The organism is Petrotoga sibirica DSM 13575 (genome assembly GCF_002924625.1).
In the GTDB taxonomy this organism is placed as follows: Bacteria; Thermotogota; Thermotogae; order Petrotogales; family Petrotogaceae; genus Petrotoga; species Petrotoga sibirica.
This window is the reverse complement of sequence record NZ_JAHC01000032.1, coordinates 11,817-38,548: the sequence shown is the minus strand read 5'-3', so window position 1 is coordinate 38,548 and position 26,732 is coordinate 11,817. Positions and strand designations below refer to the sequence as shown.

The following is a 26,732-nucleotide window of genomic DNA, read 5'->3' as shown; positions in this document are numbered from 1 at the left end:
ATGAAAAAATATTGGAGGTGTTATTTTTGTTCCAAAAAAGAACTCACACTTGTGGAGAATTAAACGAAATCGATATAGATAAGATCGTTATTTTAAACGGCTGGATAGATAGAATTCGTGATTTAGGAGGAATTATTTTTGTTTTAATAAGAGATAGATACGGTAAAACTCAAGCGGTTTTTGATTCAAGTTATAACAATGCTCTTTATCAAAAAGCTTTGAAATTAAAAAATGAATACGTTGTTTCTATCCAAGGGAAAGTTAGGGCACGTCCTGAAAAAGACAGAAACCCAAATATGTTTACTGGGAATATTGAAATACTTGCAACAAATTTAGAAATCCTTTCTGAATCAGAAACTCCACCCATATACGTCAACATAGAAGAAGATATTTCAGAAAATTTGAGGTTAAAATATAGATATTTGGACTTGAGAAAAGAACGAATGCAAAAGAACATAATAGTTAGGCACAAGGTTATGAAAAGCACAAGAGATATGCTAAGCGCTGAAGGGTTCTTAGAAATTGATACCCCTTACTTAACGAAATCTACACCAGAAGGTGCAAGAGATTTTTTGGTTCCTTCTAGATTAAGACCAGGCAATTTTTACGCCTTGCCTCAATCTCCACAACTTTTCAAACAACTACTGATGGTATCAGGTTTTGATAAATATTTTCAAATAGCTCGCTGTTTTAGAGATGAAGATTTTAGAGCTGATAGACAACCCGAATTCACACAGATTGATATAGAGCAATCTTTTGTTGAAAAAGAGGATATATTTGCATTAACTGAAAAATTAATTAAAGAAATATTCGAAAAGTCTATAAATTACAAAGGATTAGAGATCCCCTTTCCAAAATACACTTATGATGAAGTGATACAAAAATATGGTTCAGATAAACCTGATATACGGTATGGTATGGAATTTATCGACCTAACAGCATATTTTCAAAATACAGAGACTAATTTTATAAAAAATGGGATAGATAAAGGTCTTATATTAAAAGGTTTTGTTGTCCCTGAAAAGGTTGACAATTTTTCCAGAAAAAAATTTGATAACCTCACAGAGTTCGCAAAAGAACAAGGAAGCTCTGGTTTGATTTGGATCGCTTTTGACAAGGAAATAAGATCAAATATAAAAAAAGCTGCAGCTAAAGAGATTAATATCTTAGTAGAACATGGTATAATGAGAGAAGGCGACATTTTATTTGCTATTCTCGAAGAAAAAAACAAAATAGACCAGATTTTAGGACAATTGAGGATAAAAATGATCAAAGAAGAGTTCGAAAAAAAATCTGGGTTCAGTATAATTTGGGTTACTGATTTTCCAATGTTTTCTTGGAATGAGGAAGAGCAAAGAATCGTAGCAGAGCATCACCCCTTTACTATGCCCAATTTAGATGATTTAGCTAAATACAAGAATAAAGACCCTTTAAAAATCAAATCTCAATCTTATGATCTTGTTATAAATGGTTATGAGATCGCAAGTGGCAGCATAAGAATACACAAAAAAGATGTACAAGAAAAGGTTTTTGATATTTTAGGCTTGAGCAAGGAAGAGGCACAAGAGAAATTTGGTTTCTTGTTAGAGGCTTTTAAGTATGGTGCTCCTCCTCACGGTGGTATAGCGATTGGAATGGATAGATTGGTGAGCATACTTGTAGGAGAAGAATCGATAAAAGAGGTAATTGCATTCCCAAAAACAGCTTCTGGAACTGATCCTATGACCGGTGCCCCGTCAGAAGTCAGCGAAAAACAACTGGAAGAATTACAACTCGCTTTGAAAAAAACAAACAAGAGTGAGATGCAAAATGACTCAAGAAGCTAAAAAAATAAAAATTGCTATAGATGGCCCGGCAGGATCAGGAAAATCTACGATCGCAGAAAAATTAGCTAATATACTAAAGATAAATTATCTAAATAGTGGAGCTTTGTATAGAATCATTGGTTATTACCTAAATGAACAAAAGGTGGACCCACAAGATTCAAAAAATATAGAAAATATTTTAGAAAAACTTAACATTGAAATAAAAAACAACCATTATTTTTTAGGAGAAAAAGATGTTACTACCATCATTAAAGACTCAAAAATCGGCGATTTAGCTTCTCTCTATTCTCGTAATAATATTATTAGAGAAAAAGTTAATGAAATAATAAAAAAGATTGCCGAAAAGGGCAGTATAGTGGTTGATGGAAGAGATATAGGAACCGTAGTTCTGCCAGAAAGTGATTTAAAAATATACCTAACAGCATCTATAGAAGAAAGAGCTAAAAGAAGATGGGGTGAAGAAAAGGGGAAAAAACCAAATATTTCTTTTACTGAAATATTGGAAGAAATAAAAAATAGGGATTACAATGATTCAAACCGTTCTATAGCTCCATTAAAGCCAGCACGAGATGCAATAATTATAGATACTACTAATCTATCCATAGAGGAAGTCCTGCAAAAAGTACTAAAAATTGTCGAAGAGAGTGGGATTTATGGAGATTAATGTAGCGAAAAGAACCGGTTTTTGCTCAGGTGTTCAACAAGCGTACAATGAAGTTAAAAACTCCATTGATGACAAAAATAAAATTTATATTTACGGTGAGTTGGTACACAATAAAAAGGTAATAGAAGAGTTAAACAGAGCAGGGGCAATAACTATAAAAGGATTAGATGATATACCCGAAGATTCCATAAACGAAACGGTAATCATTAGAGCCCATGGTATTTCAAAGGCTGAGAAAGAACTTTTAGTAGAAAGATTCTCTAAAGTTATTGACATGACTTGCCCAATAGTTACAAATTTAGTAAAATACGTTTGGAACAAACAAAAAGAAGGATTCTTTGTTGTCGTGTATGGAAAACCTGATCATCCAGAGATACTAGGGCTAAAAGGAAACGTAGATGAGGGTAAATTATTAATAACACTCTCTCCAGTGAAAATACCTCAAAGAAAGATATTGATCGTATCACAAACAACCATGAGCAATGAAGAATACAAAAATTTTATAGTCAGTATACTTACTATTAATTCTTTTACGGAGGTGTTGATAAGAGATACTATTTGTTCTGAAACTGTCTTAAGGGAAAAGGAAACACTCGAACTTTCTAAAAAAAGCACTTTGATGTTAGTTATAGGCGGAAAAAACAGTTCCAATACTCAAAAATTATACCGTATTTCAAAAAAATATTGCGAAAGGACATACCATATCGAATCTCTTGAAGAACTGAAAGAAATAGTTATCTCTCCACAAGACAAAATAGGAATAGTTACTGGTTCATCCACACCAACATCAGAATTAAACAAAGTGTTGGAGTATCTAAGCCAAAAGAAGGAGGATCTCTCATGATGGAGGAAAAAACTTTTGAAAAACTTTTGAACGAACAAGAGATAAACGAAGTAAAAAAAGGAAAAATAATAGAAGGAAAGGTGTTTGAAATAAATAGTGATGGTATATGGGTTGCTTTAGAAGGTGCAACAGGCGACGTATTTGTAAGTCAAGAAGAACTCATAAAACCATTACAAGAATATCAAGTAGGTCAAAAGATAGTGGTAGAAATAACTAAAACAAATGATGCTGAAGGTTTAAACTTTGCTTCTGAAAGAAGGGCTGTTTGGAATGAAACCATGAATAAAATAAAAGAAGGAGAAAATTATCCAATTATCTTTAAAAACAGGCTAAGGAAAGGCTACAGTGTATTGATTGAAGGACTTATCGGTGCATTTCTTCCTGGTTCATTATCTTTATTAAGCCCTAAAGACGATTTACCTGAAGGAGAAAAAATGGCTAAAGTTATTTCTAAAAATGGAAGAAACATAGTCGTATCGATAAAAGATTACGCAGAAGAAAAAATTAATCAAATTTTCAATGAATACGAAGAGGGAATGGTAATTGACGGCGTGGTAGAGGATATAAAAAATTTTGGTGCCTTTGTAAGATTGGCCGATCATTTGAATGGTCTCATACCGGCAAGAGAGGTTAGCTGGGACGAGAAGATTTCTATAAAAGATCATCTAAAAGTGGGTCAAAAAGTTAAAGCGCTGATAATAAGATTGGACAGGGAGAAGAAGAGAATTTCACTATCCCTTAAACGTTTGAAAGAAGATCCTTGGAAGTCAGTGGATGAAAAGTATCCTATAGGAAGTATTGCTCAAGGTACTGTGACCAACATATTACCTTTTGGTTTTACTGTCAAGATAGACGAAGGTTTAGAAGGTTTGGTTCATGAAACTGAAGTATTTTGGGGCAGGAAAGGTAGGATAAGCGACGTAGTAAATGTTGGAGACAATGTTCAAGTTAAAATATTGAATATAGACAAAGAAAATAAAAAGATTAATCTAAGTTATAAGCAAGTTATAGGAAATCCATGGGAAACCATAGAAGAAAAATACAACGAAGGGAACATTGTTACAGGAACCGTAGAAAAGGTTCTAAATAACGGAGCGATCATAAAAATAGATGAGGGGGTCTCTGGCTTTTTGCACGTCTCAGAAATTTCATGGGACTTTGTGGATGATATTTCTACAGTTCTTCAAGAAAAACAAAAGATTAAAGTGAAAATAATAAAAATAGACAAGGATAACAAAAGGATGAGACTATCAGTTAGAGAAACGAAAGAAAACCCTTGGAAAAAGGCTTCACAGGAGATAAAACCAGGTGATACTGTTAAAGGAAAAATAATTCGTTTTTTAGATAAAGGAGCAATAGTTCTCATCGATGATTACGAAGTAGAGGCTTATCTACCTGCAAGCAAGGCTTCCACAAATTCAAAAAGTCTTGAGGAATCATATAGTATCGGTGATCAAATAGAAGCAAAAGTTTTAGAGATTGGTCTTGAAAATGAATTTAAAAGGGGAAACATGATTATAAGTGTATCACATTTACAAGAGGAAAGAGAAAAAGAAGAAGCTATAAAAATAATTAATGAAATGAATGAAGATTAAATGATTCAACGAAAAACAAGAGGTGGAATAGCTTGGAAAAACCGACGGTTCTCATAATTGGAAAACCCAATGTGGGAAAATCAACATTATTCAACAGAATGATAGGTGAAAGAAAATCAATAGTTCATGATATGCCCGGTGTAACGAGGGATAATATATTCTCCACAATCCAATGGGATGACATATCTTTTACCTTAGTCGATACGTGTGGTATATTCGAACAACCAGAAGACAATATAGAAGAAAGACAGAAAAAAATAATTTTTGATAGTTTAAAAGACGTATCTTTGGTGATATTTGTAATCGATGGAAAGAATGGACTTACATCAGAAGACTATCACATAGCTGACTACTTAAGAAAATCCAATTCAAAGGTTATCTTAGTTGTTAACAAAGCAGAGAATTTTGAAAAATACGAGTGGGAGACAAAACCGGAGATTTACTCTCTGGGCTTTGGAGAAGGGATCCCTGTTTCCGCCGAACATAATAGAAACATCCCTTCTTTAATGGATGCTATCGTAAACTCATTAAAAACTTCTGGTTTTGATTCGGAAGAATCTGTTGATAACGAAAGTGAAAACAAAGAAATAAAAGTATCCATTATCGGGCGACCTAATGTTGGAAAATCTTCTCTTTTTAACAGCATAGTTGGTTCAGAAAGAGCCATTGTTTCTGAAATACCTGGAACCACCCGAGACGCCATTGATCATTTAGTTAAGATAGGTGATAAGTCCTTTAGATTCATAGATACCGCTGGAATGAGAAAAAAAAGTACCATTCATTATGGAAGTATCGAAATGTTTTCTATATCTAGGACGATCAAAGCCGTTGAAAAATCAGATGTAGTTATATTAGTAGTTGATTCCACAGAGGGCATAACCCATCAAGACAAAAGCATCATAGGTGTCGCAGAAAAAAGGGGAAAGGGAACCATTATTGCCTTTAACAAGTGGGATCTAGTTAAGAATAACCAAAAAAGAAAAGAAGAATTTTTTAAATATTTTGAAAAAGAACTCTATTTTGTAAATTATAGCCCATTAGTATTCACATCCGTACCACGAAGATGGGGAATACAGGAGTTGATAACAGCTATAGAAGAAGTAGAAAAATCTAGAAACAAAAAAATCCCCACAAGTGCGTTGAATGCAGCCTTAGAAAAATACACATTGGTTACTCCACCACCAGTTAAAAAAGGAAAAAGAATCAAATTTTACTATGCTACACAGGTAGGCAACAAACCTCCTGTTTTCGTATTCTATTCGAATTTACCATACGATATACCAAAATATTATCAACAAGGTTTGAGAAACATGATAAGACATTACATTGATCCTTTCATTGGTTCACCTATCTTTTTAAAATTTGAAGCAAGAAAAAGTCAAGAAAAGACTAAGGTCAAACATAAAATACTTTAAAATTCGTTTTTAAAATTTTAAAACATTACCAATCCTATTTCAGGGAGGAAATTATATGTCCATTGTTGCTTTGATCATCAGTTATCTATGTGGAGCTATTCCTTTCAGCTTCTTGATTCCATGGAGCAAAGGAATAGACATAAGAAAAACTGGAAGCGGAAATGTTGGAGGAACCAATGTTTTAAGGACTTTGGGGCCGAAATGGGGTTCCCTTTCAATACTTCTTGACATTTTGAAAGCATTCATTCCAATTTTAATAATAAGACTTATTTTTGGCGTTGATTCCTGGATTACTTATTTATCTTTGATTACCCTTGTTTTAGGTCACGACTATCCAATATTTTTAAAATTTAAGGGTGGAAAAGGAGTCGCATCTACATTAGGTGGTTACTTTGCTTTGAGTCCAATGTTAGGTGTAATATTTCTGTTAGTTTGGTTACCCGTGGAATTAACCACAAAATATGTTTCTTTATCATCCCTTTTAGGTTTACTTATAACCGCAATCTTAGGTTATTTTTGGGATTTAAAAATGGGCGTTACCTACACAATTTTGTTTTTACTAAGTTTGTTTAAACACAGATCGAATATCAAAAGGTTACTATCAAATTCTGAAAATAAAACAGACATTATAAAAATCTTAGCAAAGGAACGTAAAGGTTAAATGAAAAAAGCACTTATCTTCCTTTTTATTTATCTTTTACTAATGAACTTTTGGGTATTTTCTCAGGAGCTGTCAGAAAGTGAATTAAAATCTAGAGAACTTTTTTCAGAAAGTCTTCAGTTGTTATTTAAAGGGGAAAAATACGAGGCACGTGTTAAGTTGAATCAGGCAATGAGCGGAGAAATATACATAACAGATATACCCAAACTCTGGTACTATGCAGCAAAATTGGATTTACAATTAGGAATGATAGACAAAGCTATTCAGGACTTGGAAAATTCTTTATTATTCTCTACCGTGAATGAAGAGACTAATACATTGTTGAACTTTATAAACAGCATCAAAAATTTTTCACTTTCCAACTATGCTACACCTGTATTTCTCGAAATCAGCCAAACAGCAGGAGTAAAGGATTCTTTTGAAAGATTTTATAATCCAGTAGACTGTGAGATCATCAATTCTAATTTGTACGTCTTAGACTCTCAAAACCACTTAATATTTAAAACAAGCAACTACGAAGAAGCATGGATAAGATTGGACGAAGACAAAAATTATTATTCTATCAATGCTGACGAAAACCTAAACAGAGTTTACCTAGGCACAGATCAAGGGATCTACTACTTTGAAAGTTATTCCCCAATCGTTAGAAAAGAAATTAAAACCGAATCAACGATTGAAAGTACGGTATTAACAAGCGAAATAGAAAACCAAATGGAAGTTTTGACAGAAGGTTTTCCATTTGTTATTTACGATATCGATAACGCTGGAAGGTTAGTCGGATACGATCCATACAACAATGAAATAAAAATCATAGGTTACAACGGTGAAATACTTCAACGAAAAAAATTTGATCATTCAATATTATTTCTCGACGGAGCCTTATGGCACAATAATTTATACCTTATTGATTACGCAAGTTCATCAGTTTTTAATTTCAATATATTAAAAAATGAAGTGGTGAACACCATGCAATTACCGTTTAAAACTTATATTTCTCTTGAAGTTCTTCCGTGGAATAAAATCTTAGTTTCTTCTGTTGAAGATGGTATAGAAATTTTAGAAGATGGAGAACTCAAACCAATCGATGATGATTTAACCAATGAAATTATTAGTCAATTCAGGGGAAAAATAAAAATTGAAAATGGTGTGCTTATCCTTTCGGATTTAGAAAGTAACAAGGTTTACTTGGAAAGAATAGATTCACATACTGAAAGTAACCTGTATATTTTAAATTTATACGGTTTGAAGTATAGCAAAAACGATAGAACGGTGACCCTAAAAATTAATATCAACGATATCTCAGGAGAAAAAATGGATTTTTTAACCAAAAATATATATGTCATGGATTCAGGAGGAAGAGTGCCCTTTGATCATCACCGTACTTATTCGATATCAGATACTTATGAATATGAAATTAATGATCTCTTCCAAGTTCATGTGCCACAAATTAACACCGATTCGAAGATATTAACCCATGGCGAAATCAACATAGAACTAACGCCTGAAAAGACCATACCTTTTATCCTTTCAAGTAGTTCATTGTTTCATCTGACTAATACTAATGGAGAAGAAGTGAACACAAACTTAGAAAACCTCGCCTTCATGAGCAGAGGGGGTATTATAGATCAAAACCAAGAAGAATACCTGAAAGGTTATTTGAAAGTTTCATATAAACCTATTGATTATTTAGAATACAACTTATTTCCTCCAATAATCAGTGGGATAAATCCAGCTGGTGTCTCTCTGTTATTAGAAGATAAAACTTTAGTCGATACTCTTTTTTACTATACTGAAGGGGATATAAATGAATAAAGAACTGGCATATTATTACAACCAAAAGGCAAACACTATGTTAGAAAAAGGAAATTATCTAAATGCGGCTTCCTATTACAAAAAAGCGATATCTCTACTTCCTGACGATCCTATGTTCTATCATAACATTGGTGTTTGTTATATGCTAAGTGAGGATTACGAAAAAGCTAGTACATTTTTAGAAATTGCTTTAGAAAAAGGCATAGACTTAGATGAAACAAAACTTTATCTTGCACATTCATTATACGAAATAGAAAAGTATGAAGATATATTATCTTTAAAAGAACCTCAAGATGGACAAAACAAAATAAACTTTTTGATCATAAAATCAAAAGCTGCGTTGAAAAGCGGAAACAACGAAGTTGCAAAAAAGATAGTAAGCCATTTAAAAATGTCAGGTTACAATTCTCAAGAATTAGAACTAATAGAAAAAATGATATAACAAAAAATTTTAGTGGGGAGGATAAAAAATGAAAAAAGGTCATTTTATTGCCGTTCTTTTATTTCTTTTGGTTTTACCAATTATAACTTTCTCATATAACGTAAGGACAGGTGACACCTTAGGAATTTGGGTCCTGGGATATCCAGAATATTCCATAACCAATGCAATAGTTGGACCAGAAGGAGAGATCACAGTACCTCCTATTGGCAGAATAAAAGCAGAAGGTAGAACTTTAGGAGAAATTGAAAATGAAATATCGACTAAAATGGAAAGTTATATAAAAACTAATAAAGTTACGGTTGGGATCACCCAGTACGCCCCATTTTCGGTAACCGTTTTAGGAAACACCAACATAAACGGCGTTATTGACATAAGAAACGAAAAGATTAAACTTTCTGATCTAATTGGCTTAGCTGGTGGTATAAAAGATATTACTAAATCCTCGTACGCGTTGATCAAATCTCCCGATGGAAAGGAACAAAAAGTTAATATTGAATGGATCAAAAGTGGAGAAGCTGGTGAAGATCCTTACATATATGAAAATTACTTTGTCCTCTTCCCATACGATTATACAAACAAAGTCACTGTTTTTTCGGATTTCGGTACCTCATCGTTAGATTACTATGAAGGTTTGACGTTGAAAACAGTCATCTCTTCCATGAATATTCCTACTAATAAGATGCCTACTAAAATAATGATTGTTCGAGAAGCAGAAATTCAAGAAGTCCCATTTGATGAAATAGTAAAAAAAGAAGATTATTCCTTACAACCAGGTGACACAGTCATAATTCCTTACAACTATACGAATAATGTTCTTGTATTTTCTGATTTTGGATCAGCTTCTTTAGAATACTTTGAAGGTATGGGAATAAAATCTGTAATAACATTACTTAACGTTAGTCTAAACAAAGTGGAAGACTCTGTAGCGGTTGTTAGAGAAGGAAACACAACAACTTTATCTTTACAGAAAATAACCAACGATGAAGATTTTTCACTTCAACCTGGCGATACGGTAATAATAAATAAATTTGAAAATTATGTCTACGTAAGTTCACAAGAAATTTCAAGAAGAGTCGATTTTGAAAAACAAGAAAGAATGAACATCAGAACACTCTTAACTAAAGTTAGTATAAGTGAAGAAAATGTGGAAGAAGTTCAAGTAAACAACCAATCCGTCGATACAAGTTTTGATCTAAAAAAAGGTGATTTTGTTCAAATTACACTTAAAAGAAACTATGTTTATCTAAGTGGGGCATTCAACAGAACGGGAAAGGTTGAATTTTTACCCGATGAAAAAATAAGCATGGATAAGGTAGTTGGATTAGCAGGTGGTTTCAGTAACAATTTTTCGGGTAACTTGGTTATCGTGGAAAATTCTGGAAGTACAAAAAGTTTAACCGTTGATCCGAATAACTTAACGGCGTTGAAAGATGTTTTATTAAGCTCTGGCTCAACGATAATAGCTGACACAGAATTAAGAATAGCGTATATATTCGGAGAATTCTCGAATGTTAGAGCCTACAATCAAGGAGAAAGTTTGTACGAGTTACTACTACCGTTTAATTTGAATGAATCCTACCAAGTTAGATATCAAATCGATGAAAAAACGGGAACTTTAACAGCGAATGAATTTGACAGTTTAAAAAATATTCCACTCGAAGGCAAGGTCTTTGTAGAGATTTCAAAAATTGCTCCAGACCAAGTTATCGTCTACAAGGCAGGAGAAACACAAGTTATTCAACAAAAAAATGTAAGGTTAATTGATGTCTTCGCGTCGGTAAAGGGATTCTCTCCCGTAGATACTGGTACAATCACAATCTACCAAAACAATGAAAAGATAAAAACGATAAATTCTGAAGAATTGTTAAATAATTTAATGATGGAGGTCCCTAAAGGTTCCTACGTCGTTGTTCAACCGGAAGTGAGTGGATCATACATAGCTGTTTTGGGAAATATCTCTCCAAAAAGTCTAAGAACGGATGTCCCTATGAGCTTGGTTGAGATCCTTTCTAGCTCCGCTATCGATTGGAAAAATCAAGAGAGCATCTTCATCTACACAAAAAACAATGAAGAAATAAAAGTCGATATAAAAGACGTTGATTCCTTAAGAAATGTACTCGTTAACCCTGGATCTATAGTCTACGTACCACCGATAGAAGAGCAAGTTGTTTACGTCTTTGGAGAAGTATCAAAACCCGGTATTATTCCATACAATTCAGGCATGACAGTGCTAGACGCTATACTCAAAGCCGGGAACGCCTCTCAATCTGCTCAATTAACAACTGTATACTTATTCAAAGATGGCCCAGAAAATCCACCTGTTACTTTAGATTTATCCGGTATAATAAATGCAGCCCCTGTAAAAACTGGAATGAACCCAGAAGTAAAACCAAAAGATATTATCTACATTCCAAAAAACACACTCACCAACATCGTCGAAGTTATGAGTGTAGTACAAACATTCATGAGTTTTATTAACACTGGTTTCGATACATACACAAAGGTATCTGGATTATTTTAATGAAATAAGAAAGGTGAAATTTCTTTGAAAACCTCTGAATGGCTTAAGAAGTACGATATCAGATTAAAAAAAGGGTTGGGGCAAAATTTCTTATCTAACTCAAACGTATCTCATGAAATAGTTCAAAAAAGTGAAATCGATGAAAATGACGTAATAATAGAAATTGGAACCGGCAATGGAATCCTCACAGAAGAGATAGCTAAGAATGCCAAAAAAGTAATAACTTTCGAAATTGATGAAAGGCTCAAACCGTTATTAGAAGAAAGATTTGAAGATTCACAAAATGTAGAAATACATTTTGAGGATTTCTTAAACGCAGACCTTTCTAAATTCAAAGATATTTCAAAATTAAAATATATCGCAAACATCCCATATTATATCTCTTCAAGAATATTAGAAAAGATATTTGAAGAGTCTCCAAAATTTGAATACGCAATTTTTATGTTTCAAAAAGAGTTTGGACACCGTTTGATGGCAAAATCAAAAAAAAGTTACAGCCCTTTAAGTATATTCGTTCAGACTTACTGTACCGTCGAAAAAATCATGGATGTATCTAGGAATAATTTCATACCAATTCCAAAAGTAGATTCAGTAATATTAAAGTTCAACCCTTTATATAAGTATGTAGAAGAAATAGATCCAAAAGATTTCATGAAATTTGTTCACATGTGTTTTTCTAAAAGAAGGAAAACCATAAAAAACAATCTAAAGGGGATAATACCTGATGCTGAAAAATATCTAACTGAGGTACAAATTGACCCGTCATCTCGACCAGAAGATATTCCCTTAGAAACATACATACAGCTATATAAAATGATTTCGAGTAAACATCTTATGTAATTACAGAGTTTTAGAGGGGCTGGGGAACCGCAGGTCCCTTCCTTCAAAAGGGCGGGCAGCGGGGCGAAGGGACGCTAAATAAGTTTTCTAAAGGAACAACATAATTATCTTTGGAGGGATAGAAATGGCTGATCAGAACAATTCAGAAAATAAGAATGAAAATAAATTAGAGTACGAAAGTTTAATTAACCAAGAAGAAAAGAAACCACCACAAAACAGGGAGAGATTAATTATAATTACAACTATTATTGCAATAATTGTATTAGGTATTGTGATCATATTTTCTCTGTTGTTTTTTGGTGGAAAGTATAATGTAACGATCAACTACGAAATAGTTGCGTCAGGAGGTCTGCAAGAACCTTACAAAGAAATAAAAGTTCAATTGATTGGAGCCAATACTTACGAAGCATCTTTTCCCGTTGGAGAAAGTATAGAATTAACGTCCATAGAAGAAGGAACTTATCAACTAAATATCATGGCAGTTGATGATACGGGGCTCGCCTACTACTACTATAACAACCCAGAATTCTTTGTGAACGAAAATAAAACACTAAACGACATAAAACTAAAAAAATCATCTTTGAAATATCAGGTAGATTATAGGTGGGTTAATAACGATTTGTACATAACCCTTCCACAAGACTATGAACAATATTTAATTTATAGAAGAAATAGTTCTGGAATTTATGAACCTTTTAGGACATCCAACCAAAATACTATTATTTTAAGTTCTGTACCTTCTGAAGGAGTGGATCTAAAATTTGCTGTTGTTAAAAATAACATGGTTTATGATTTCTCTGAAAACTATTCTTTTCAAAAAAACAGTTCTCCAAATAGCCCTATAATCTTATCTCCATCTGCAAATCAACTATTAACCGAACCAAATGTATACTTCGTATGGCAAGCGGAAGACCCTGAAGGAGATTCTTTGGTCTTTGACTTATATTTAACCCCCGACTCAGAACAAGAACAACTCATAGCTGAAAATATCAATACCTATTTTTATCAATTTAATTCCTTGGAAATGGGAAAAAATTACACCTTAAGAATTGTTGCAAAGGATAAAAAAGGTGGAGAATCTACTTCTCAAATAAGATTTTCTACTGGAGTCGTACCTCAAGAAAAAGTCTACCTTTACTCTCCAAGTGGTGAAATGGGAGTAACGATATATGAAGTTACAAATCCAAGTAATCCTCAAGAAATCGCTACAATAGACGCGCCAGGAAACGTCACAGATGTAATTAATCACGATAATTATCTTTATATATTGAGAAATATTGAAGGATTAAGCATCGCAGAAATAAGCGATCCTAATTCTCCAACACTGTTAGAAAACTTGAATTTAGAAGGTATTAACGGTATTAAAATCGCCAATGGCTATTTATATGCTAGATTTGAAAACGGACAAGTTAGTGTCTACTCTATTAAAGATAATCCACGTAATCCTGAATTTCTCGGATACACTGACATTAAGTTCTATGGAGCGTTAGAACCTGAAATCAGGTACATTCAAACCCAGCAAGACTTAAAAGTCGAAATTATAAAAGGCGAGTACCCGGTTAGAATTAACCTCAACAACCGTGTTTTTGTTACGGAATATTCCTTATTAGTAGCCAACACAGAAATAAAAAAAACTGTGGAAAATTCCTTTTCGCAAGTGTTTGATACTCTTAGACTCATATTCTCAACTTATAAGCCTGAAGATTTTAGAAGTAATGAAAAAATCTCCGAAATTGAGAACAAATTGCTTTCAGCCTTAAATGAATTGTTTAATACAAACACCACTAACGGTATAAAAGAAGTAAATTTAGATGTTTCTAGAGTGGAATGATTTTCACTTCACACTTTTTTGCTAAGTTAATGTAAGCTCTTAACTGTTAATTTGTGTTTGAGATAGCATTGTTCTCTGAAGGCTGCACTTTCAACTTCGAGATTCGTATTCGCAGAATCAGCGAAAAGTGCATGAATCATTGGGACAACTAACGAAGAATCTTTTTTTGATGCTTCTTTGGCGATGGCATCCATTTTTGCCATCGCCACTTCTTCTTGCATATAAGTAAAAGGGCCTAACAGGTAAAAGAGCAAAGCCCATAGAATGCATCCCAAAAATTTTTTTAAAACGCCAATCGGTGAAACCCATATAATTATCCACAAATCGGAAAAGCAAGTTGGAATTTCTTCTTTCATTAATGTAAATTACATATTCTAACCATTCAGCTAATGTCCCTCTGATTATTTCTAACCTTTCCTCTTCTAACCTTTCCCTTACATAATCTGTGTAAGGATCATGTTGTCTTGAATATATTTCTCCTATGTATAATACTATACTGTCTTCAGAAATTCTAAAACATGCATTGTAACTAACTTTTAATACCTTCAATGTTATACTTTTACCTCCTCACTGTATAATGTATTTGATACTACATTTTTATTATCTCGTAAGGAGGTCATTCAATTGTCATTATACGGTAACTCTTCTCAACTGTACTTCGATTTTGTCTACTCTGGCTAAAAGAAACGCCCCGAACGGGGTCATGGAGAAAAAACATTATGAATTTAAGTATCGCCTTTAAGAAGGAGTTTGACCCTTCTTATTTGGATAAGGTTATCGTTTTTACCGTCTTTAAAGGCATCAAAGAGGGAATCTTTGATACCAGTTATCTTGTTGTTGATTCTTACCCCATTATCTTTAATTCTTTCTTCAACAACAAGAAGAGTCACGGTAAATTTGAGGAAACGGGCTTTCGCCTCTTAAGGATTATAAAGAGTGCTATCGTTCTCCTTTAGAAGCAAATTTCGGCGTTAAACCTGTTTCTAATTCTAAACCTATCTACGATAAGTACGGTAACCCAAAGAATTCTATCTCCTATCCTGCGCTATGCGCTGTCTCCTTTTTTGGTTACAAGGCTCATACTATTACTTTCCTCAACGTCCCTATCTTCACCGTGGTTTCCCCTGCTTCTGCCTATGACAAGAATTATGCTTTAACCCTTTTGGAAAAGGTTGTTAAGTACTTGGATCTTAGTGGGTTTAACTTCTTAGCTGATGCCGCAGGAGTCTTCTTTCTTCAAAGAGATTTACAAGAAACGTACTTTCATTGAATCCATCTTTTCCAGGTTAGAAAGCAACAACGGTACTACTTCTTTGAAATATACAAACGCTGTGCAACTCGAATGCAACCTTTCTAACCTTTTCCTTATCGCTTTTCTTCTTTTAGCTCACAAGATGGGTAGGAGACGATTTATTATCTTCTCCTAAAACGCTTATGTATGAAACAGCTTCTTAGCTTGTTTCTTTAGAAAGTTTAAAACCTTTTCAATACTTCCCAAATGAACGGTTACTCCTTGGTGGGCGTGAGCCTGTCTTCAACCGTACTTCTTTCATGCATATTTTTTCCAAAAATTCTTCAGTTCTAGTTATTTTTCAATTTTTTGAAGAATTACTTCGATTTTCAAAGAGCATTTTGGATAATTATCCAATATTTTAGTTCTTTTTCTTCTTGCTTTAACTTACTTTACCTTTCGTTAATCGTTGTTTCTACCTATTTCTGAAGTGGGTAAAATTGTACCATTTTTGCCGCCTATCATTTCTTCCTGTAGTATTTTTTTAGAAATGAAAAAGTAACTTTTTTATTTGTCTTAAGTAAATTTTAGATTAAATTAAATTGGACGTTTTTAATCTTATTTTTCTAAAACCCACAAAAGAAAGAATTAAAAGGACTTTTAATGAAATTTTTTTCAAATCTTGCAAAAACGGAGATTTTAGTGTATAATCGCTAATAATTTACTCTAAATCTAAATAGTTACCAATAATTAGGAAAAATGAATTTTTTTTCATTTGTTGGCAATTATGAAAATATTTTCGTAATATTTTTTGAATTCAAGGAGTTAGATGACTTGAAAGAATATCGGACTTTCAAAAAATGTAGTTATTTAGGGCCAAAAGGGACTTATAGTGAAATTGCCGTGGGGAAATATTTTAGTAAAAATGTTTCTTTGATTCCATTACAATCTATTTCGGATGTTTTTGAAATGGTTCAAAACAAAGAAGTAGATTTTGGAGTTGTACCTATTGAAAATTCTGTAGAAGGTTCTGTGAATATTACAATGGATCTTTTATTCGAGAAATCAGATATTCAGGTAGTGGGAGAGTGTGTTGTACCAATTAAGCATTTTCTTCTATCTTATGAAAGTTTAGAGTTAACACAAATTAAAAAGCTCTTTTCTCATCAACAAGCTATTGGACAATGTAGTAAGTTTATAAAAAATAGATTGAATAATCCTGAAATTATATTTACCGCAAGTACCGCAAATGCATGTGAAATAATAAAAGACGTGCCAGGGAGTGCGGCTATAGGTTCGGAAAATATTGTTAATATCTATAATTTAAAGGTTTTAGCTAGAGATATTCAAGACTCAAAAAGTAATTCAACTCGTTTTTTTGTGATTGCACATTCAGATAACTTTACTAAGTTTGAAGATCCAGAACAAAATTACAAAACCTCGATAATATGTTCTCCAAAGCACAATGAACCTGGGGTTCTGTACAATATGTTAAAAACCTTCAAAGAAAAGAACATAAATCTAACAAGAATCGAGTCTCGACCAACCAAAAAGCAATTAGGTGAATACTCTTTTTATATAGATTTTGAAGGTTATAAAGAAGATAAAGATGTAAAAACAGCATTAGTTAAATTAGAAAAAATGAGTTCTTTCTTTAAAATTCTTGGAAGTTATCCAAAGTGGAAAGAGCGGGAATGAATTCTACCGGGGATTGTTTTAATATTTTTAAACATTATGAAAAGGGAGGATTATATGAGCGATAATAAACAAAGAAGCGACGAAATTAAAAAAGGAGTATCAAAAGCTCCACATCGTTCTTTACTTTATGCCTTAGGGTTGACAAAAGAAGAGATCGATAAACCTATAATAGGTATAGCTAACTCTGCGAACGATATAATACCAGGACACAAACATTTGAATGAAATATGTGAGAGTGTAAAAAATGGCGTATACGCAGCTGGAGGTTTGCCTTTAGCTTTTTCAACAATAGGAATCTGTGATGGTATCGCTATGGGACACAGCGGTATGAATTATTCATTACCGAGTAGAGAGCTGATTGCCGATTCTATAGAATCTGTAGCTAGAGCCTACAAATTCGATGGATTGGTTCTTATTCCCAACTGCGATAAGATCGTTCCAGGAATGCTAATGGCCGCTTTGAGATTAAATATTCCCGCGATAGTTGTAAGTGGTGGTCCAATGCTTGCGGGAAATTACAGAGGAAGAAAAATCGATTTACACGATATGTTTGAAGCTGTTGGTGCGAGAGTCGCCAATAAGATTTCTCATGAAGAGTTAAGTGAAATGGAAATGACTGCCTGTCCTGGGTACGGGTCTTGTGCGGGGATGTTTACTGCCAATTCAATGAATTGCCTAACAGAGGTTTTAGGACTTGCGCTGCCGGGAAATGGGACGATTCCGGCAGTTTTTTCTAGTAGGAGGGCTTTGGCAACAAAAAGTGGAGAAAAAATAATGGAGTTAGTAGCTAAAGATATTAAACCTTTGGATATATTCACCGAAAAAACTGTAGAAAACGCCTTTACTCTAGACATGGCTCTAGGTTGTTCTACCAACACGGCTTTACATTTACCGGCAATCGTTCACGAAGCAGGAATCGACTTTGACATAGATATTATTAACAAAATTAGTTCAAAAACTCCACACCTATGTAGTTTAACACCTGCAGGAATTCATCACATTGAAGATTTACACTACGCTGGAGGTGTTCCTGCTGTACTTAAGGAATTGTCCAAAAAGAATTTGCTCCATCTAGATTGTTTGACCGTAACAGGGAAAACCTTAGGTGAAAACCTTAAAACCGTTAGTTATGTCAATCATGAAGTGATAAGGCCGATAGATAATCCGTATCATAAAGACGGAGGATTAGCTGTTTTGAAAGGTAACATAGCTCCCAATGGGGCAATTGTTAAACAAATAGCTGTATCGGTTGAGATGTTGGTACATGAAGGACCTGCAAAGGTCTTCAACAAAGAAGAAGAAGCTATCAAAGCTATTTATGGGGGAAAAATTAAAGAAGGAGATGTAGTAGTTATCCTATACGAAGGTCCAAAGGGAGGACCAGGTATGAGAGAGATGTTAGCACCTACTTCTGCATTAGCTGGTATGGGATTGGATAAGAAGGTTGCCCTGATCACCGATGGTAGATTCTCAGGAGCAACACGCGGTTCTGCAATAGGTCATGTATCCCCCGAAGCTGCAGCAGGAGGGCCAATAGGGGTTGTAAGGGATGGGGATATAGTATCGATAAACATACCAGAAAAGACTCTAAATTTAAAAATCTCAGAAGAAGAATTACAAGCAAGATTAAATACTTTTAAACCGCTACTTCCAAAAACAAATGGGTATTTAGATAGGTACAGCAGGTTTGTACAATCAGCGGATAAAGGGGCGTTTTTAGAATAAAAAAATTAGAGAGGTGATTTTATGCCTATTCATTCCGGGGCAAGAATATTCGTTGAATCTCTTTTGAGAGAGAAGGTTGAAGTTGTATTCGGATATCCAGGAGGGAAGGTTATTCCACTTTATGATGAACTCTACGATGCACCAATAAAACATATATTAGTTCGTCATGAACAAGGCGCTGCACATGCTGCAGACGGTTATGCAAGGAGTACGGGAAAAGTTGGAGTGTGTATAGCCACTTCTGGGCCTGGAGCTACTAACCTAGTTACCGGACTAGCAACTGCATACATGGATTCCGTACCGGTTGTAGCTTTTACAGGTCAAGCTCCGACGAGCCTAATAGGTACAGACTCATTCCAAGAAATAGACATAAGAGGAATCACTTTGCCTGTTACTAAGCACAATTATTTGGTAACTAATGTAAAGGATTTAGCCAAGACTATAAAAGAAGCTTTTTACATAGCCAGAACTGGTAGACCAGGTCCAGTATTGGTAGATTTACCAGTGGATGTTCTTAAATCTCACGCTGATTTCATGTATCCTCAAAGCGTTAATCTCCCAGGATATCAGCCTACATACGAAGGTAACTACGTGCAAATTAAATTGGCTGCCGAGGCAATTAATACATCAGAAAGGCCGGTTATCTTTGCTGGTGGAGGAGTTATAAATTCTAATGCCTCAGAACAACTGACAAATATGGCAATAAAGGGAAGGATACCAGTAGTTACATCTCTTATGGGTCTTGGGACTTTTCCAGAAGATCATGAGCTTTCTCTAAAGATGCTAGGAATGCACGGCACAATTTATGCCAACTACGCTATATCTGAAGCAGATTTGATAATAGGAATTGGAGTACGCTTTGATGACAGGGTAACAGGGAAGTTGGAAACGTTTGCTCCATATGCAAAGATCATTCATATAGATATCGATCCAGCTGAAGTAAATAAAAACGTCAAAGTTGATATTCCCATTGTTGGTAACGCAAAAAACGTATTAGATAAATTAATTCCGTTGATAAAGACGATCGAAAGAAAAGAATGGCTAGAAAAAATAAAAGAATGGAAAAGACGATTTCCGCTTAACTACGAATACGATGATAACAGTATTAAGCCACAATACTTGATTGAAAAATTGGATGAATTGTGTGATGAAAATACTGTAATAGTAACAGAAGTTGGTCAAAATCAAATGTGGGCAGCCCAATACTTTCATTTTTCGAAACCTAGGTCATTCATAACCTCAGGAGGCCTTGGAACTATGGGATATGGTTTACCAGCCAGTATGGGTGTTCAAGTAGGTAATCCCGATAAAACGGTTATCAACATATCTGGTGACGGAAGTTTTCAAATGAATCTCCAGGAGTTGGCTACAATAAGTTCTAACAGGCTCCCCGTGAAAATAATCATTTTAAACAACGGAACCTTAGGGATGGTAAGACAGTGGCAAGAGTTATTTTTTGATGAAAGATATTCCTCCACTATACTTGAAAATCCAGATTTCGTTAAATTGGCTCAGGCTTATGGAATAAAATCGTTAAGAATCGATCAATCAAACGATGTAGAGATGGCTTTGAAAGAGGTTTTGAATTACAACGGCCCAGTTTTACTGGACGTCATCATTCCTCAAGATGAGAACGTATTCCCAATGGTTCCAGAAGGAGCATCGATTAATGAGATGTTGGAACTAAAAAAGAAAAAGAGAGAAAAGGAAAAACAGGGGGAGGTTGCATGAGACACATCTTATCAGTAACAGTGAATAATCAACCTGCAGTTTTGGCAAGAATATCTGGTCTATTCAGTAGGAGAAATTTTAACATACTGAGTTTAAATGTAGGGGAGACAGAATTACCGGAGTATTCGCGGATGACGATAGTTGTCCAAGGAAACACCGATACATTAGAACAAGTGAAAAAACAGCTTTACAAACTGATAGATGTTATAAAGATCACTGAATTGAATCAAAGCAATATGATAGAGAGGGATATGGCGATAATTAAGGTAAATTGTGGAAAAAATCAAAGAAGCCAAGTTATTCAGGCGGTCGACGTTTTTAGGGGTAAGGTTGTCGATTTTTCCCTTGACACAATAACAGTTGAAATTACGGGGGATGAAAATAAAATAAATGCCTTTATCGAAATAATGAAGGATTTTGGCATTAAAGAAGTCGTGAGAACAGGGATTGTAGCTTTAGATAGAGAAATGAACAACAACGTTTTGACAAATTCATAAAAATTAAGGAGTGATAGTGTATGGTGGAAACATTCTATGAAAAGGATGCAGACTTAGGTTTATTGAAGGGAAAAACTATTGCGGTTTTGGGTTATGGAAGTCAGGGTCATGCTCAGGCACAAAATCTTAAAGATAGCGGATTAAAAGTAATTATAGGTTTGAAGAAAGATAGTAAAAGCAAAGAAACTGCCCAAAACGATGGTTTTGAAGTATACGAAACATCTGAAGCAGTTAAAAAAGGAGATATTATTCAAGTATTGATCCCTGATGAAGTTCAGAGTGAGGTGTACAAAAAAGACATAGAACCCAACTTAGGCGAGGGTAATGCACTTGGGTTTTCTCATGGTTTTAATATCCATTTTGGACAAATTGTGCCTCCAAAAAACATTGATGTATTCATGGTTGCTCCTAAAAGTCCTGGCCATTTAGTCAGAAGAATGTATTTAGAAGGCAAAGGGGTTCCAGGATTATTAGCTGTTCACCAAAATTTTTCAGGAAAAGCAAAAGAGTTGGGTTTATCTTACGCCAAAGGAATAGGTTGTACACGAGCAGGTGTCATCAAAACAACTTTCAAAGAGGAAACAGAAACGGATCTATTTGGAGAACAAGCGGTCTTATGTGGTGGAACTACATCACTCATCAAGGCAGGTTTTGAAACACTCGTTGAAGCTGGGTATCAACCAGAAATAGCCTATTTTGAATGTTTGAACGAACTTAAATTAATCGTTGATCTTTTGTATGAAGGCGGATTAAAAAAGATGAGATACTCCATAAGTGACACCGCACAATACGGGGATCTTACCGTTGGGCCAAAAATTATAGATAATAAGGTTAAAGAAACCATGAAAGAGGTACTTGCAAACATACAGAATGGGAATTTTGCAAAGGGCTGGATCTTAGAAAACAAAGCTAATAGACCTGTTTTCAACGCTTTAACTGAAAAAGACAATAATTCTCTTTTAGAACAAGTGGGAGAGAAGTTGAGAGCTATGATGCCTTGGATCGAAAGTTAGAAAATCTAATGAAGTAGGAGTGTGAACAAATTTGAGAAAAATAAAAATCTTTGATACTACATTGAGAGACGGTGAACAATCTCCAGGTGTAAGTTTGACAATGGACGAGAAGCTGGCAATAGCTGAACACCTTTCTTTGTTAAAAGTTGATGTAATAGAGGCTGGTTTTCCTATTTCTTCGAGTAGTGATTTTGAAAGTGTAAAAAACATCGCTCAAAAAATTAGAGATGTTGAGATTGCAGCTTTAGCAAGGGCGAATTACAAAGATATCGATTGTGCTTGGGAAGCACTAAAAGAGGCAGAGCAACCAAGGATACATGTGTTCATTGCTACCTCTCCTATTCACATGAAATACAAGTTAAAAATGAGTGAAGAACAAGTTATGGAAAGAGCCCTCGAGGCAGTAAAATATGCAGCAAAATATACCAATAATGTGGAATTTTCCGCAGAAGATGCTTCGAGAAGTGAGTTAGAATTTTTGTACAAACTCTTTGAAAAAGTCATCGAAGCTGGTGCCTCGGTAATTAACGTGCCTGATACTGTGGGATATGTAATTCCACAAGAATTTGGAGAATTTATTAAAAAGATAAAAGAAAATACAAGAAACATTGACAAAATTGAATTAAGCGTACACTGCCACAACGATTTAGGAATGGCAACTGCTAATACTCTTGCTGCTCTGAAAGAAGGTGCTGATCAGGCTGAGGTAGCAGTTAACGGAATAGGAGAAAGGGCAGGCAACGCAGCCTTAGAAGAAGTTTTAATGGCGTTAGTTACTAGAAAAGATTATTTTGAAGATTTAGTCGTAACGCAGGATACAACTAAGATTTTGAAACTAAGCAACATGGTTTCACAATTCACTGGAATGGTTGTTCAACCTAATAAAGCAATAGTAGGTAAAAATGCCTTTGCACATGAATCCGGTATTCATCAAGATGGCGTTATCAAAGAAAGAACTACTTATGAAATAATGAAAGCAGAAAGTATAGGGCTAAATTCAAACAAACTAATTTTAGGAAAACATTCAGGAAGACATGCTTTAAAAGAGTTTTTGACATCATCTGGCTACACTGTGGATGAAGAAACCTTTGAAAAACTATTCCTCAAATTTAAAGATCTAGCCAGTAAAAAAAAGAATTTGAATTCACTTGATGTTGAAGCATTGATCAACGATGAATTATATAAAACTGAGGATTATTTCAAACTCAAATATTTATCCGTAACTACTGGAAACACTACACTACCAACGGCAACTATCAAGATAACAAGAGGTGAAGAGTTGATAGAAAAAGCTGCTTGTAGTGGAGATGGGCCAATAGATGCAATATTTAAGGCAATAAACGAAATAGTTGGAGAAGAAAATATCACTTTGATTTCGTATAAGATAGAAGGCGTTACAGAGGGGACCGATGCCTTAGGAGAAACAACTGTTAAACTCCAAATTGAAGACGAAGTGTATGTTGGCCATTCTGTTGAAACAGATATTACCCAAGCAAGTACTTTGGCTTATCTAAATGCATTAAATAAATATATGGCTAAAAAACTTCAAACTACAAAAAAATGACAAAGTGAGGATAAAAAGAAATGACTATTGTAGAGAAGATTCTTGCGTCTCATTCAAATAAAAGTAAGGTAAAACCCGGGGAAATTGTTAATGCAAGAGTAGATCTGGTACTTGGGAACGATGTAACAACTCCTGTTGCCATAAATGAATTTAGAAAAATAGGGTTATCTCAAGTATTTGATAATGAAAGGGTTGCAATAGTTCCAGATCACTTTACTCCAAACAAAGACATAAAATCTGCACAAAATGCTTTGCTTATAAGAAATTTCGCAAAAGAGATGAATATTCTTAATTATTTTGAGATAGGTAAGATGGGGATTGAACACTGCTTAATACCAGAAAAGGGACTAGCCTTGCCTGGTGAGATCGTTATAGGAGCAGATTCCCATACATGTACCTATGGAGCACTTAACTGTTTAGGTACAGGTGTTGGAAGCACCGACATGGCTGCAGCGATGGCTACTGGTTACTTATGGTTCCGAGTTCCAGAAAGTATAAAGATTGTATACAAAGGCAAGCTAAACCCATGGGTCACTGGAAAGGATTTAATACTCTACACGATTGGGGATATTGGAGTAGATGGAGCACTGTATAATTCTATTGAATTTACTGGAGATACGATCAAAGATCTTTCTATTGATTCGAGAATGGCTATGGCAAATATGGCTATTGAAGCAGGGGCAAAATGTGGTTTATTTGAATACGATGAAAAAACCAAGAATTACTTGATAGAAAGGGCAGTAAGAGAGTATACACCAGTAAATAGCGATCCCAATGCCACTTATAAAGAGGTTATCGAATACGATGTTTCAAATATAGACCCACAAGTTGCATTTCCACACTTGCCTGAAAACACCAAACCGGTTCATGAAGCAAAGGGGATAAAAATTGATCAATCTGTAATAGGTTCTTGCACCAACGGAAGAATAGAAGACTTAAGAATTGCTGCTCAAGTACTTAAGGGACAAAAAATCAGCCCAAATGTAAGGTGCATTATTTTTCCTGGCACCCAAGATATATACATGCAGGCACTAAAAGAAGGCTTAATCGAAATATTCATTGAAGCTGGAGCTGCTGTAAGTACACCAACATGCGGACCTTGCCTTGGTGGCCATATGGGAGTTTTGGCAAAAGGCGAGAAGGCGATATCTACAACTAACAGAAATTTTGTTGGAAGGATGGGGCATCCAGAAAGTGAAGTTTATTTATCCAATCCTGCGGTAGCTGCAGCTTCTGCCATTAGTGGATACATTACTCATCCTGAGGAGGTTATAAGGTGAAATTCAGAGGGAGAGTTTTCAAATACGGTGACAACGTTGATACAGATGTTATTATACCAGCTAGATATTTAAACAATCCAGAACCAGAAATATTGGCACAACATTGCATGGAAGATATAGATAAAGAGTTCGTAAAAAAAGTAAAAAAAGGAGATATTATAGTCGCTGGGAGGAACTTTGGTTCAGGAAGTTCTCGCGAACACGCTCCATTATCGATTAAGACGGCTGGTGTTTCTTGTGTCATAGCAGAAAGTTTTGCAAGGATTTTTTATCGTAACGCTATAAATATTGGCTTACCTATACTTATTTCCAAAGAGGCTTCCCATAACATTGAAGATGGTTCGGAAATTGAAATAGACTTGGACAATGGTATCATCAAGGATCTAAAAAACAATAAAGAATATTATTCAGAAAAATACCCAAAATTTCTTCAAGAAATAATATCTTCCGGTGGTTTGATAGAGAAGATCAAGAAGGAGGTCACTCAATAAATGCCGTCTATAGCCGTTCTACCTGGAGATGGAATTGGTAAGGAAGTAATCAATGAAGGGCTTAAAGTATTAAATTTTATGGGGGAAAAGTATAGTTTGAACCTCAAATTTGAAGAGTTCGATATTGGAGCCGAACGATTTCTAAAATATGGAGAATTGATTCCAGATTCCATATTGAAAAGATTAGAAACATTCGACGCTATATATTTAGGGGCTGTGGGGGATCCACGTGTACCAGCGGGGATCTTAGAGCATGGGATACTATTAAAATTACGATTTCATTTTGATCAATACGTCAATTTAAGACCTATAAAACTACTAAACGACAGGTTTTCTCCTTTGAAGAAGAAGGGTGTTAATGAGATCAATTTTACAGTAATAAGAGAAAACACAGAAGGACTTTATGCAGGTATTGGTGGAATTTTAAAAAAAGATACTCAAGACGAAGTAGCAATACAAGAGATGATTTCTACTAGAAAAGGTGTAGAACGAATCATCCGTTATGCTTTTGAGTATGCAAAAAATATCAATGGTAAACTAACTCTTTGTGATAAAAGTAATGTACTAACTTATTCTCACGGACTATGGTTGAGAGTATTTGAAGAGTTAAAGAAAGAATATCCCGAAGTTCAGACTGATCATTACTATGTAGATGCTATAACGATGAAAATGGTACGAAATCCAGAAATTTTCGATGTAATAGTAACCTGCAATATGTTTGGAGATATCATTACAGATCTGGGTGCAGAACTCCAGGGAGGAATGGGATTAGCTGCCTCAGGAAATATAAATCCGAATACCGTTTCCATGTTTGAACCTGTTCATGGTTCAGCCCCAGATATTGCTGGTAAAGGTATTGCAAATCCCCTTGCTGCGATTTTAGCCGCCGCGATGATGTTGGAATATCTAGGAAGAAAAGACTTATCAGATAAAATTGAAGGTGCGATTAAGATATCTATCGATGAAAACTTACTTTCTAAAGACATGGGGGGGAATTTAAGCACCGGTGAAGTAGGAGACGAAATTGTCAAAATCTTAAAAAGAGGGTGAA

General features: G+C 34.6%; 22 protein-coding genes. 21 read left to right on the top strand and 1 reads right to left on the bottom strand.

Annotated elements, in window-relative coordinates; all coding sequences use genetic code 11:
• Positions 1 to 26: 26 nt before the first annotated feature.
• The 11 genes from aspS (at position 27) to AA80_RS07815 (ending at position 14,451) form a co-directional block, all read left to right on the top strand.
• Positions 27 to 1,826, top strand: a complete 1,800-nt coding sequence (aspS, locus tag AA80_RS07865) for an aspartate--tRNA ligase (protein WP_103877243.1) — start codon at positions 27 to 29, stop codon at positions 1,824 to 1,826.
• Positions 1,810 to 2,490 carry a (d)CMP kinase gene (gene cmk, locus AA80_RS07860; protein ID WP_103877242.1) on the top strand — a complete coding sequence of 227 codons (681 nt, stop codon included), beginning with the start codon at positions 1,810 to 1,812 and terminating at the stop codon, positions 2,488 to 2,490. Before aspS ends, cmk begins: the two co-directional genes overlap by 17 nt.
• Positions 2,480 to 3,334 (top strand): 4-hydroxy-3-methylbut-2-enyl diphosphate reductase, encoded by an 855-nt coding sequence (gene ispH, locus AA80_RS07855; protein ID WP_103877241.1) that lies wholly within the window; start codon positions 2,480 to 2,482, stop codon positions 3,332 to 3,334. The genes cmk and ispH overlap by 11 nt, the downstream gene beginning before the upstream one ends.
• The gene (locus tag AA80_RS07850; RefSeq protein ID WP_103877240.1) at positions 3,331 to 4,929 is read left to right on the top strand and encodes a S1 RNA-binding domain-containing protein; all 1,599 of its coding nucleotides are present in this window, start codon (positions 3,331 to 3,333) and stop codon (positions 4,927 to 4,929) included. Before ispH ends, AA80_RS07850 begins: the two co-directional genes overlap by 4 nt.
• Positions 4,930 to 4,961: 32 nt before the next feature.
• Positions 4,962 to 6,344, top strand: a complete 1,383-nt coding sequence (gene der, locus AA80_RS07845) for a ribosome biogenesis GTPase Der (protein ID WP_103877239.1) — start codon at positions 4,962 to 4,964, stop codon at positions 6,342 to 6,344.
• 55 nt (positions 6,345 to 6,399) lie between these two features.
• Positions 6,400 to 7,005 (top strand): glycerol-3-phosphate 1-O-acyltransferase PlsY, encoded by a 606-nt coding sequence (gene plsY / locus AA80_RS07840; protein ID WP_103877238.1) that lies wholly within the window; start codon positions 6,400 to 6,402, stop codon positions 7,003 to 7,005.
• A complete protein-coding gene (locus AA80_RS07835; protein ID WP_103877237.1) occupies positions 7,006 to 8,817 on the top strand; it encodes a hypothetical protein in 1,812 nt (603 codons plus the stop codon). It begins immediately after the preceding gene.
• Positions 8,810 to 9,259 (top strand): tetratricopeptide repeat protein, encoded by a 450-nt coding sequence (locus tag AA80_RS07830; protein WP_103877236.1) that lies wholly within the window; start codon positions 8,810 to 8,812, stop codon positions 9,257 to 9,259. The genes AA80_RS07835 and AA80_RS07830 overlap by 8 nt, the downstream gene beginning before the upstream one ends.
• Positions 9,260 to 9,287: 28 nt before the next feature.
• A complete protein-coding gene (locus AA80_RS07825) occupies positions 9,288 to 11,780 on the top strand; it encodes a polysaccharide biosynthesis/export family protein (RefSeq protein WP_103877235.1) in 2,493 nt (830 codons plus the stop codon).
• Between the two features lie 24 nt (positions 11,781 to 11,804).
• Positions 11,805 to 12,620, top strand: a complete 816-nt coding sequence (gene rsmA / locus AA80_RS07820) for a 16S rRNA (adenine(1518)-N(6)/adenine(1519)-N(6))-dimethyltransferase RsmA (protein ID WP_103877234.1) — start codon at positions 11,805 to 11,807, stop codon at positions 12,618 to 12,620.
• A gap of 124 nt (positions 12,621 to 12,744) precedes the next feature.
• Positions 12,745 to 14,451: a flagellar basal body-associated FliL family protein gene (locus AA80_RS07815; protein WP_103877233.1), complete on the top strand. Its 1,707-nt coding sequence runs from the start codon at positions 12,745 to 12,747 to the stop codon at positions 14,449 to 14,451.
• Between the two features lie 117 nt (positions 14,452 to 14,568).
• Here AA80_RS07815 and AA80_RS07810 read toward each other — a convergent pair whose 3' ends face one another.
• Entirely contained in the window at positions 14,569 to 15,000 is a 432-nt protein-coding gene (locus AA80_RS07810) for a hypothetical protein (RefSeq protein ID WP_199177874.1), read from the bottom strand.
• A 170-nt stretch (positions 15,001 to 15,170) separates the two neighbouring features.
• Here AA80_RS07810 and AA80_RS09910 point away from each other — a divergent pair, with 170 nt between their 5' ends.
• The 10 genes from AA80_RS09910 (at position 15,171) to AA80_RS07765 (ending at position 26,731) form a co-directional block, all read left to right on the top strand.
• Entirely contained in the window at positions 15,171 to 15,407 is a 237-nt protein-coding gene (locus tag AA80_RS09910; protein ID WP_146048838.1) for a hypothetical protein, read from the top strand.
• A 1,109-nt stretch (positions 15,408 to 16,516) separates the two neighbouring features.
• Positions 16,517 to 17,380, top strand: coding sequence for a prephenate dehydratase (pheA, locus tag AA80_RS07805; protein WP_166667823.1), 864 nt, complete (start codon positions 16,517 to 16,519; stop codon positions 17,378 to 17,380).
• Positions 17,381 to 17,434: 54 nt separating this feature from the next.
• Positions 17,435 to 19,105, top strand: coding sequence for a dihydroxy-acid dehydratase (gene ilvD, locus AA80_RS07800; RefSeq protein WP_103877231.1), 1,671 nt, complete (start codon positions 17,435 to 17,437; stop codon positions 19,103 to 19,105).
• A 21-nt stretch (positions 19,106 to 19,126) separates the two neighbouring features.
• A complete protein-coding gene (gene ilvB / locus AA80_RS07795) occupies positions 19,127 to 20,836 on the top strand; it encodes a biosynthetic-type acetolactate synthase large subunit (RefSeq protein ID WP_103877230.1) in 1,710 nt (569 codons plus the stop codon).
• Positions 20,833 to 21,333 carry an acetolactate synthase small subunit gene (gene ilvN / locus AA80_RS07790; protein WP_103877229.1) on the top strand — a complete coding sequence of 167 codons (501 nt, stop codon included), beginning with the start codon at positions 20,833 to 20,835 and terminating at the stop codon, positions 21,331 to 21,333. The genes ilvB and ilvN overlap by 4 nt, the downstream gene beginning before the upstream one ends.
• 20 nt (positions 21,334 to 21,353) lie before the next feature.
• Positions 21,354 to 22,346: a ketol-acid reductoisomerase gene (ilvC, locus tag AA80_RS07785; protein WP_103877228.1), complete on the top strand. Its 993-nt coding sequence runs from the start codon at positions 21,354 to 21,356 to the stop codon at positions 22,344 to 22,346.
• A gap of 31 nt (positions 22,347 to 22,377) precedes the next feature.
• Positions 22,378 to 23,910 (top strand): 2-isopropylmalate synthase, encoded by a 1,533-nt coding sequence (locus AA80_RS07780; RefSeq protein ID WP_103877227.1) that lies wholly within the window; start codon positions 22,378 to 22,380, stop codon positions 23,908 to 23,910.
• Between the two features lie 20 nt (positions 23,911 to 23,930).
• A complete protein-coding gene (gene leuC, locus AA80_RS07775; RefSeq protein ID WP_103877226.1) occupies positions 23,931 to 25,190 on the top strand; it encodes a 3-isopropylmalate dehydratase large subunit in 1,260 nt (419 codons plus the stop codon).
• Positions 25,187 to 25,681: a 3-isopropylmalate dehydratase small subunit gene (leuD, locus tag AA80_RS07770; protein ID WP_103877225.1), complete on the top strand. Its 495-nt coding sequence runs from the start codon at positions 25,187 to 25,189 to the stop codon at positions 25,679 to 25,681. Before leuC ends, leuD begins: the two co-directional genes overlap by 4 nt.
• Positions 25,682 to 26,731 carry a 3-isopropylmalate dehydrogenase gene (locus AA80_RS07765; protein ID WP_103877224.1) on the top strand — a complete coding sequence of 350 codons (1,050 nt, stop codon included), beginning with the start codon at positions 25,682 to 25,684 and terminating at the stop codon, positions 26,729 to 26,731.
• Position 26,732 lies beyond the last annotated feature (1 nt).

What these genes read in the sequence shown, in the direction of transcription:
- leuC (WP_103877226.1), top strand. Translation starts at nt 23,931, where the DNA reads ATGACTATTGTAGAGAAGATTCTTGCGTCTCATTCAAATAAAAGTAAG.
- cmk (WP_103877242.1), top strand. Translation starts at nt 1,810, where the DNA reads ATGACTCAAGAAGCTAAAAAAATAAAAATTGCTATAGATGGCCCGGCA.
- plsY (WP_103877238.1), top strand. Translation starts at nt 6,400, where the DNA reads ATGTCCATTGTTGCTTTGATCATCAGTTATCTATGTGGAGCTATTCCT.
- AA80_RS07835 (WP_103877237.1), top strand. Translation starts at nt 7,006, where the DNA reads ATGAAAAAAGCACTTATCTTCCTTTTTATTTATCTTTTACTAATGAAC.
- AA80_RS07815 (WP_103877233.1), top strand. Translation starts at nt 12,745, where the DNA reads ATGGCTGATCAGAACAATTCAGAAAATAAGAATGAAAATAAATTAGAG.
- AA80_RS09910 (WP_146048838.1), top strand. Translation starts at nt 15,171, where the DNA reads ATGAATTTAAGTATCGCCTTTAAGAAGGAGTTTGACCCTTCTTATTTG.
- ilvC (WP_103877228.1), top strand. Translation starts at nt 21,354, where the DNA reads ATGGTGGAAACATTCTATGAAAAGGATGCAGACTTAGGTTTATTGAAG.
- ilvN (WP_103877229.1), top strand. Translation starts at nt 20,833, where the DNA reads ATGAGACACATCTTATCAGTAACAGTGAATAATCAACCTGCAGTTTTG.
- ispH (WP_103877241.1), top strand. Translation starts at nt 2,480, where the DNA reads ATGGAGATTAATGTAGCGAAAAGAACCGGTTTTTGCTCAGGTGTTCAA.
- ilvD (WP_103877231.1), top strand. Translation starts at nt 17,435, where the DNA reads ATGAGCGATAATAAACAAAGAAGCGACGAAATTAAAAAAGGAGTATCA.
- AA80_RS07830 (WP_103877236.1), top strand. Translation starts at nt 8,810, where the DNA reads ATGAATAAAGAACTGGCATATTATTACAACCAAAAGGCAAACACTATG.
- AA80_RS07765 (WP_103877224.1), top strand. Translation starts at nt 25,682, where the DNA reads ATGCCGTCTATAGCCGTTCTACCTGGAGATGGAATTGGTAAGGAAGTA.
- AA80_RS07850 (WP_103877240.1), top strand. Translation starts at nt 3,331, where the DNA reads ATGATGGAGGAAAAAACTTTTGAAAAACTTTTGAACGAACAAGAGATA.
- AA80_RS07825 (WP_103877235.1), top strand. Translation starts at nt 9,288, where the DNA reads ATGAAAAAAGGTCATTTTATTGCCGTTCTTTTATTTCTTTTGGTTTTA.
- ilvB (WP_103877230.1), top strand. Translation starts at nt 19,127, where the DNA reads ATGCCTATTCATTCCGGGGCAAGAATATTCGTTGAATCTCTTTTGAGA.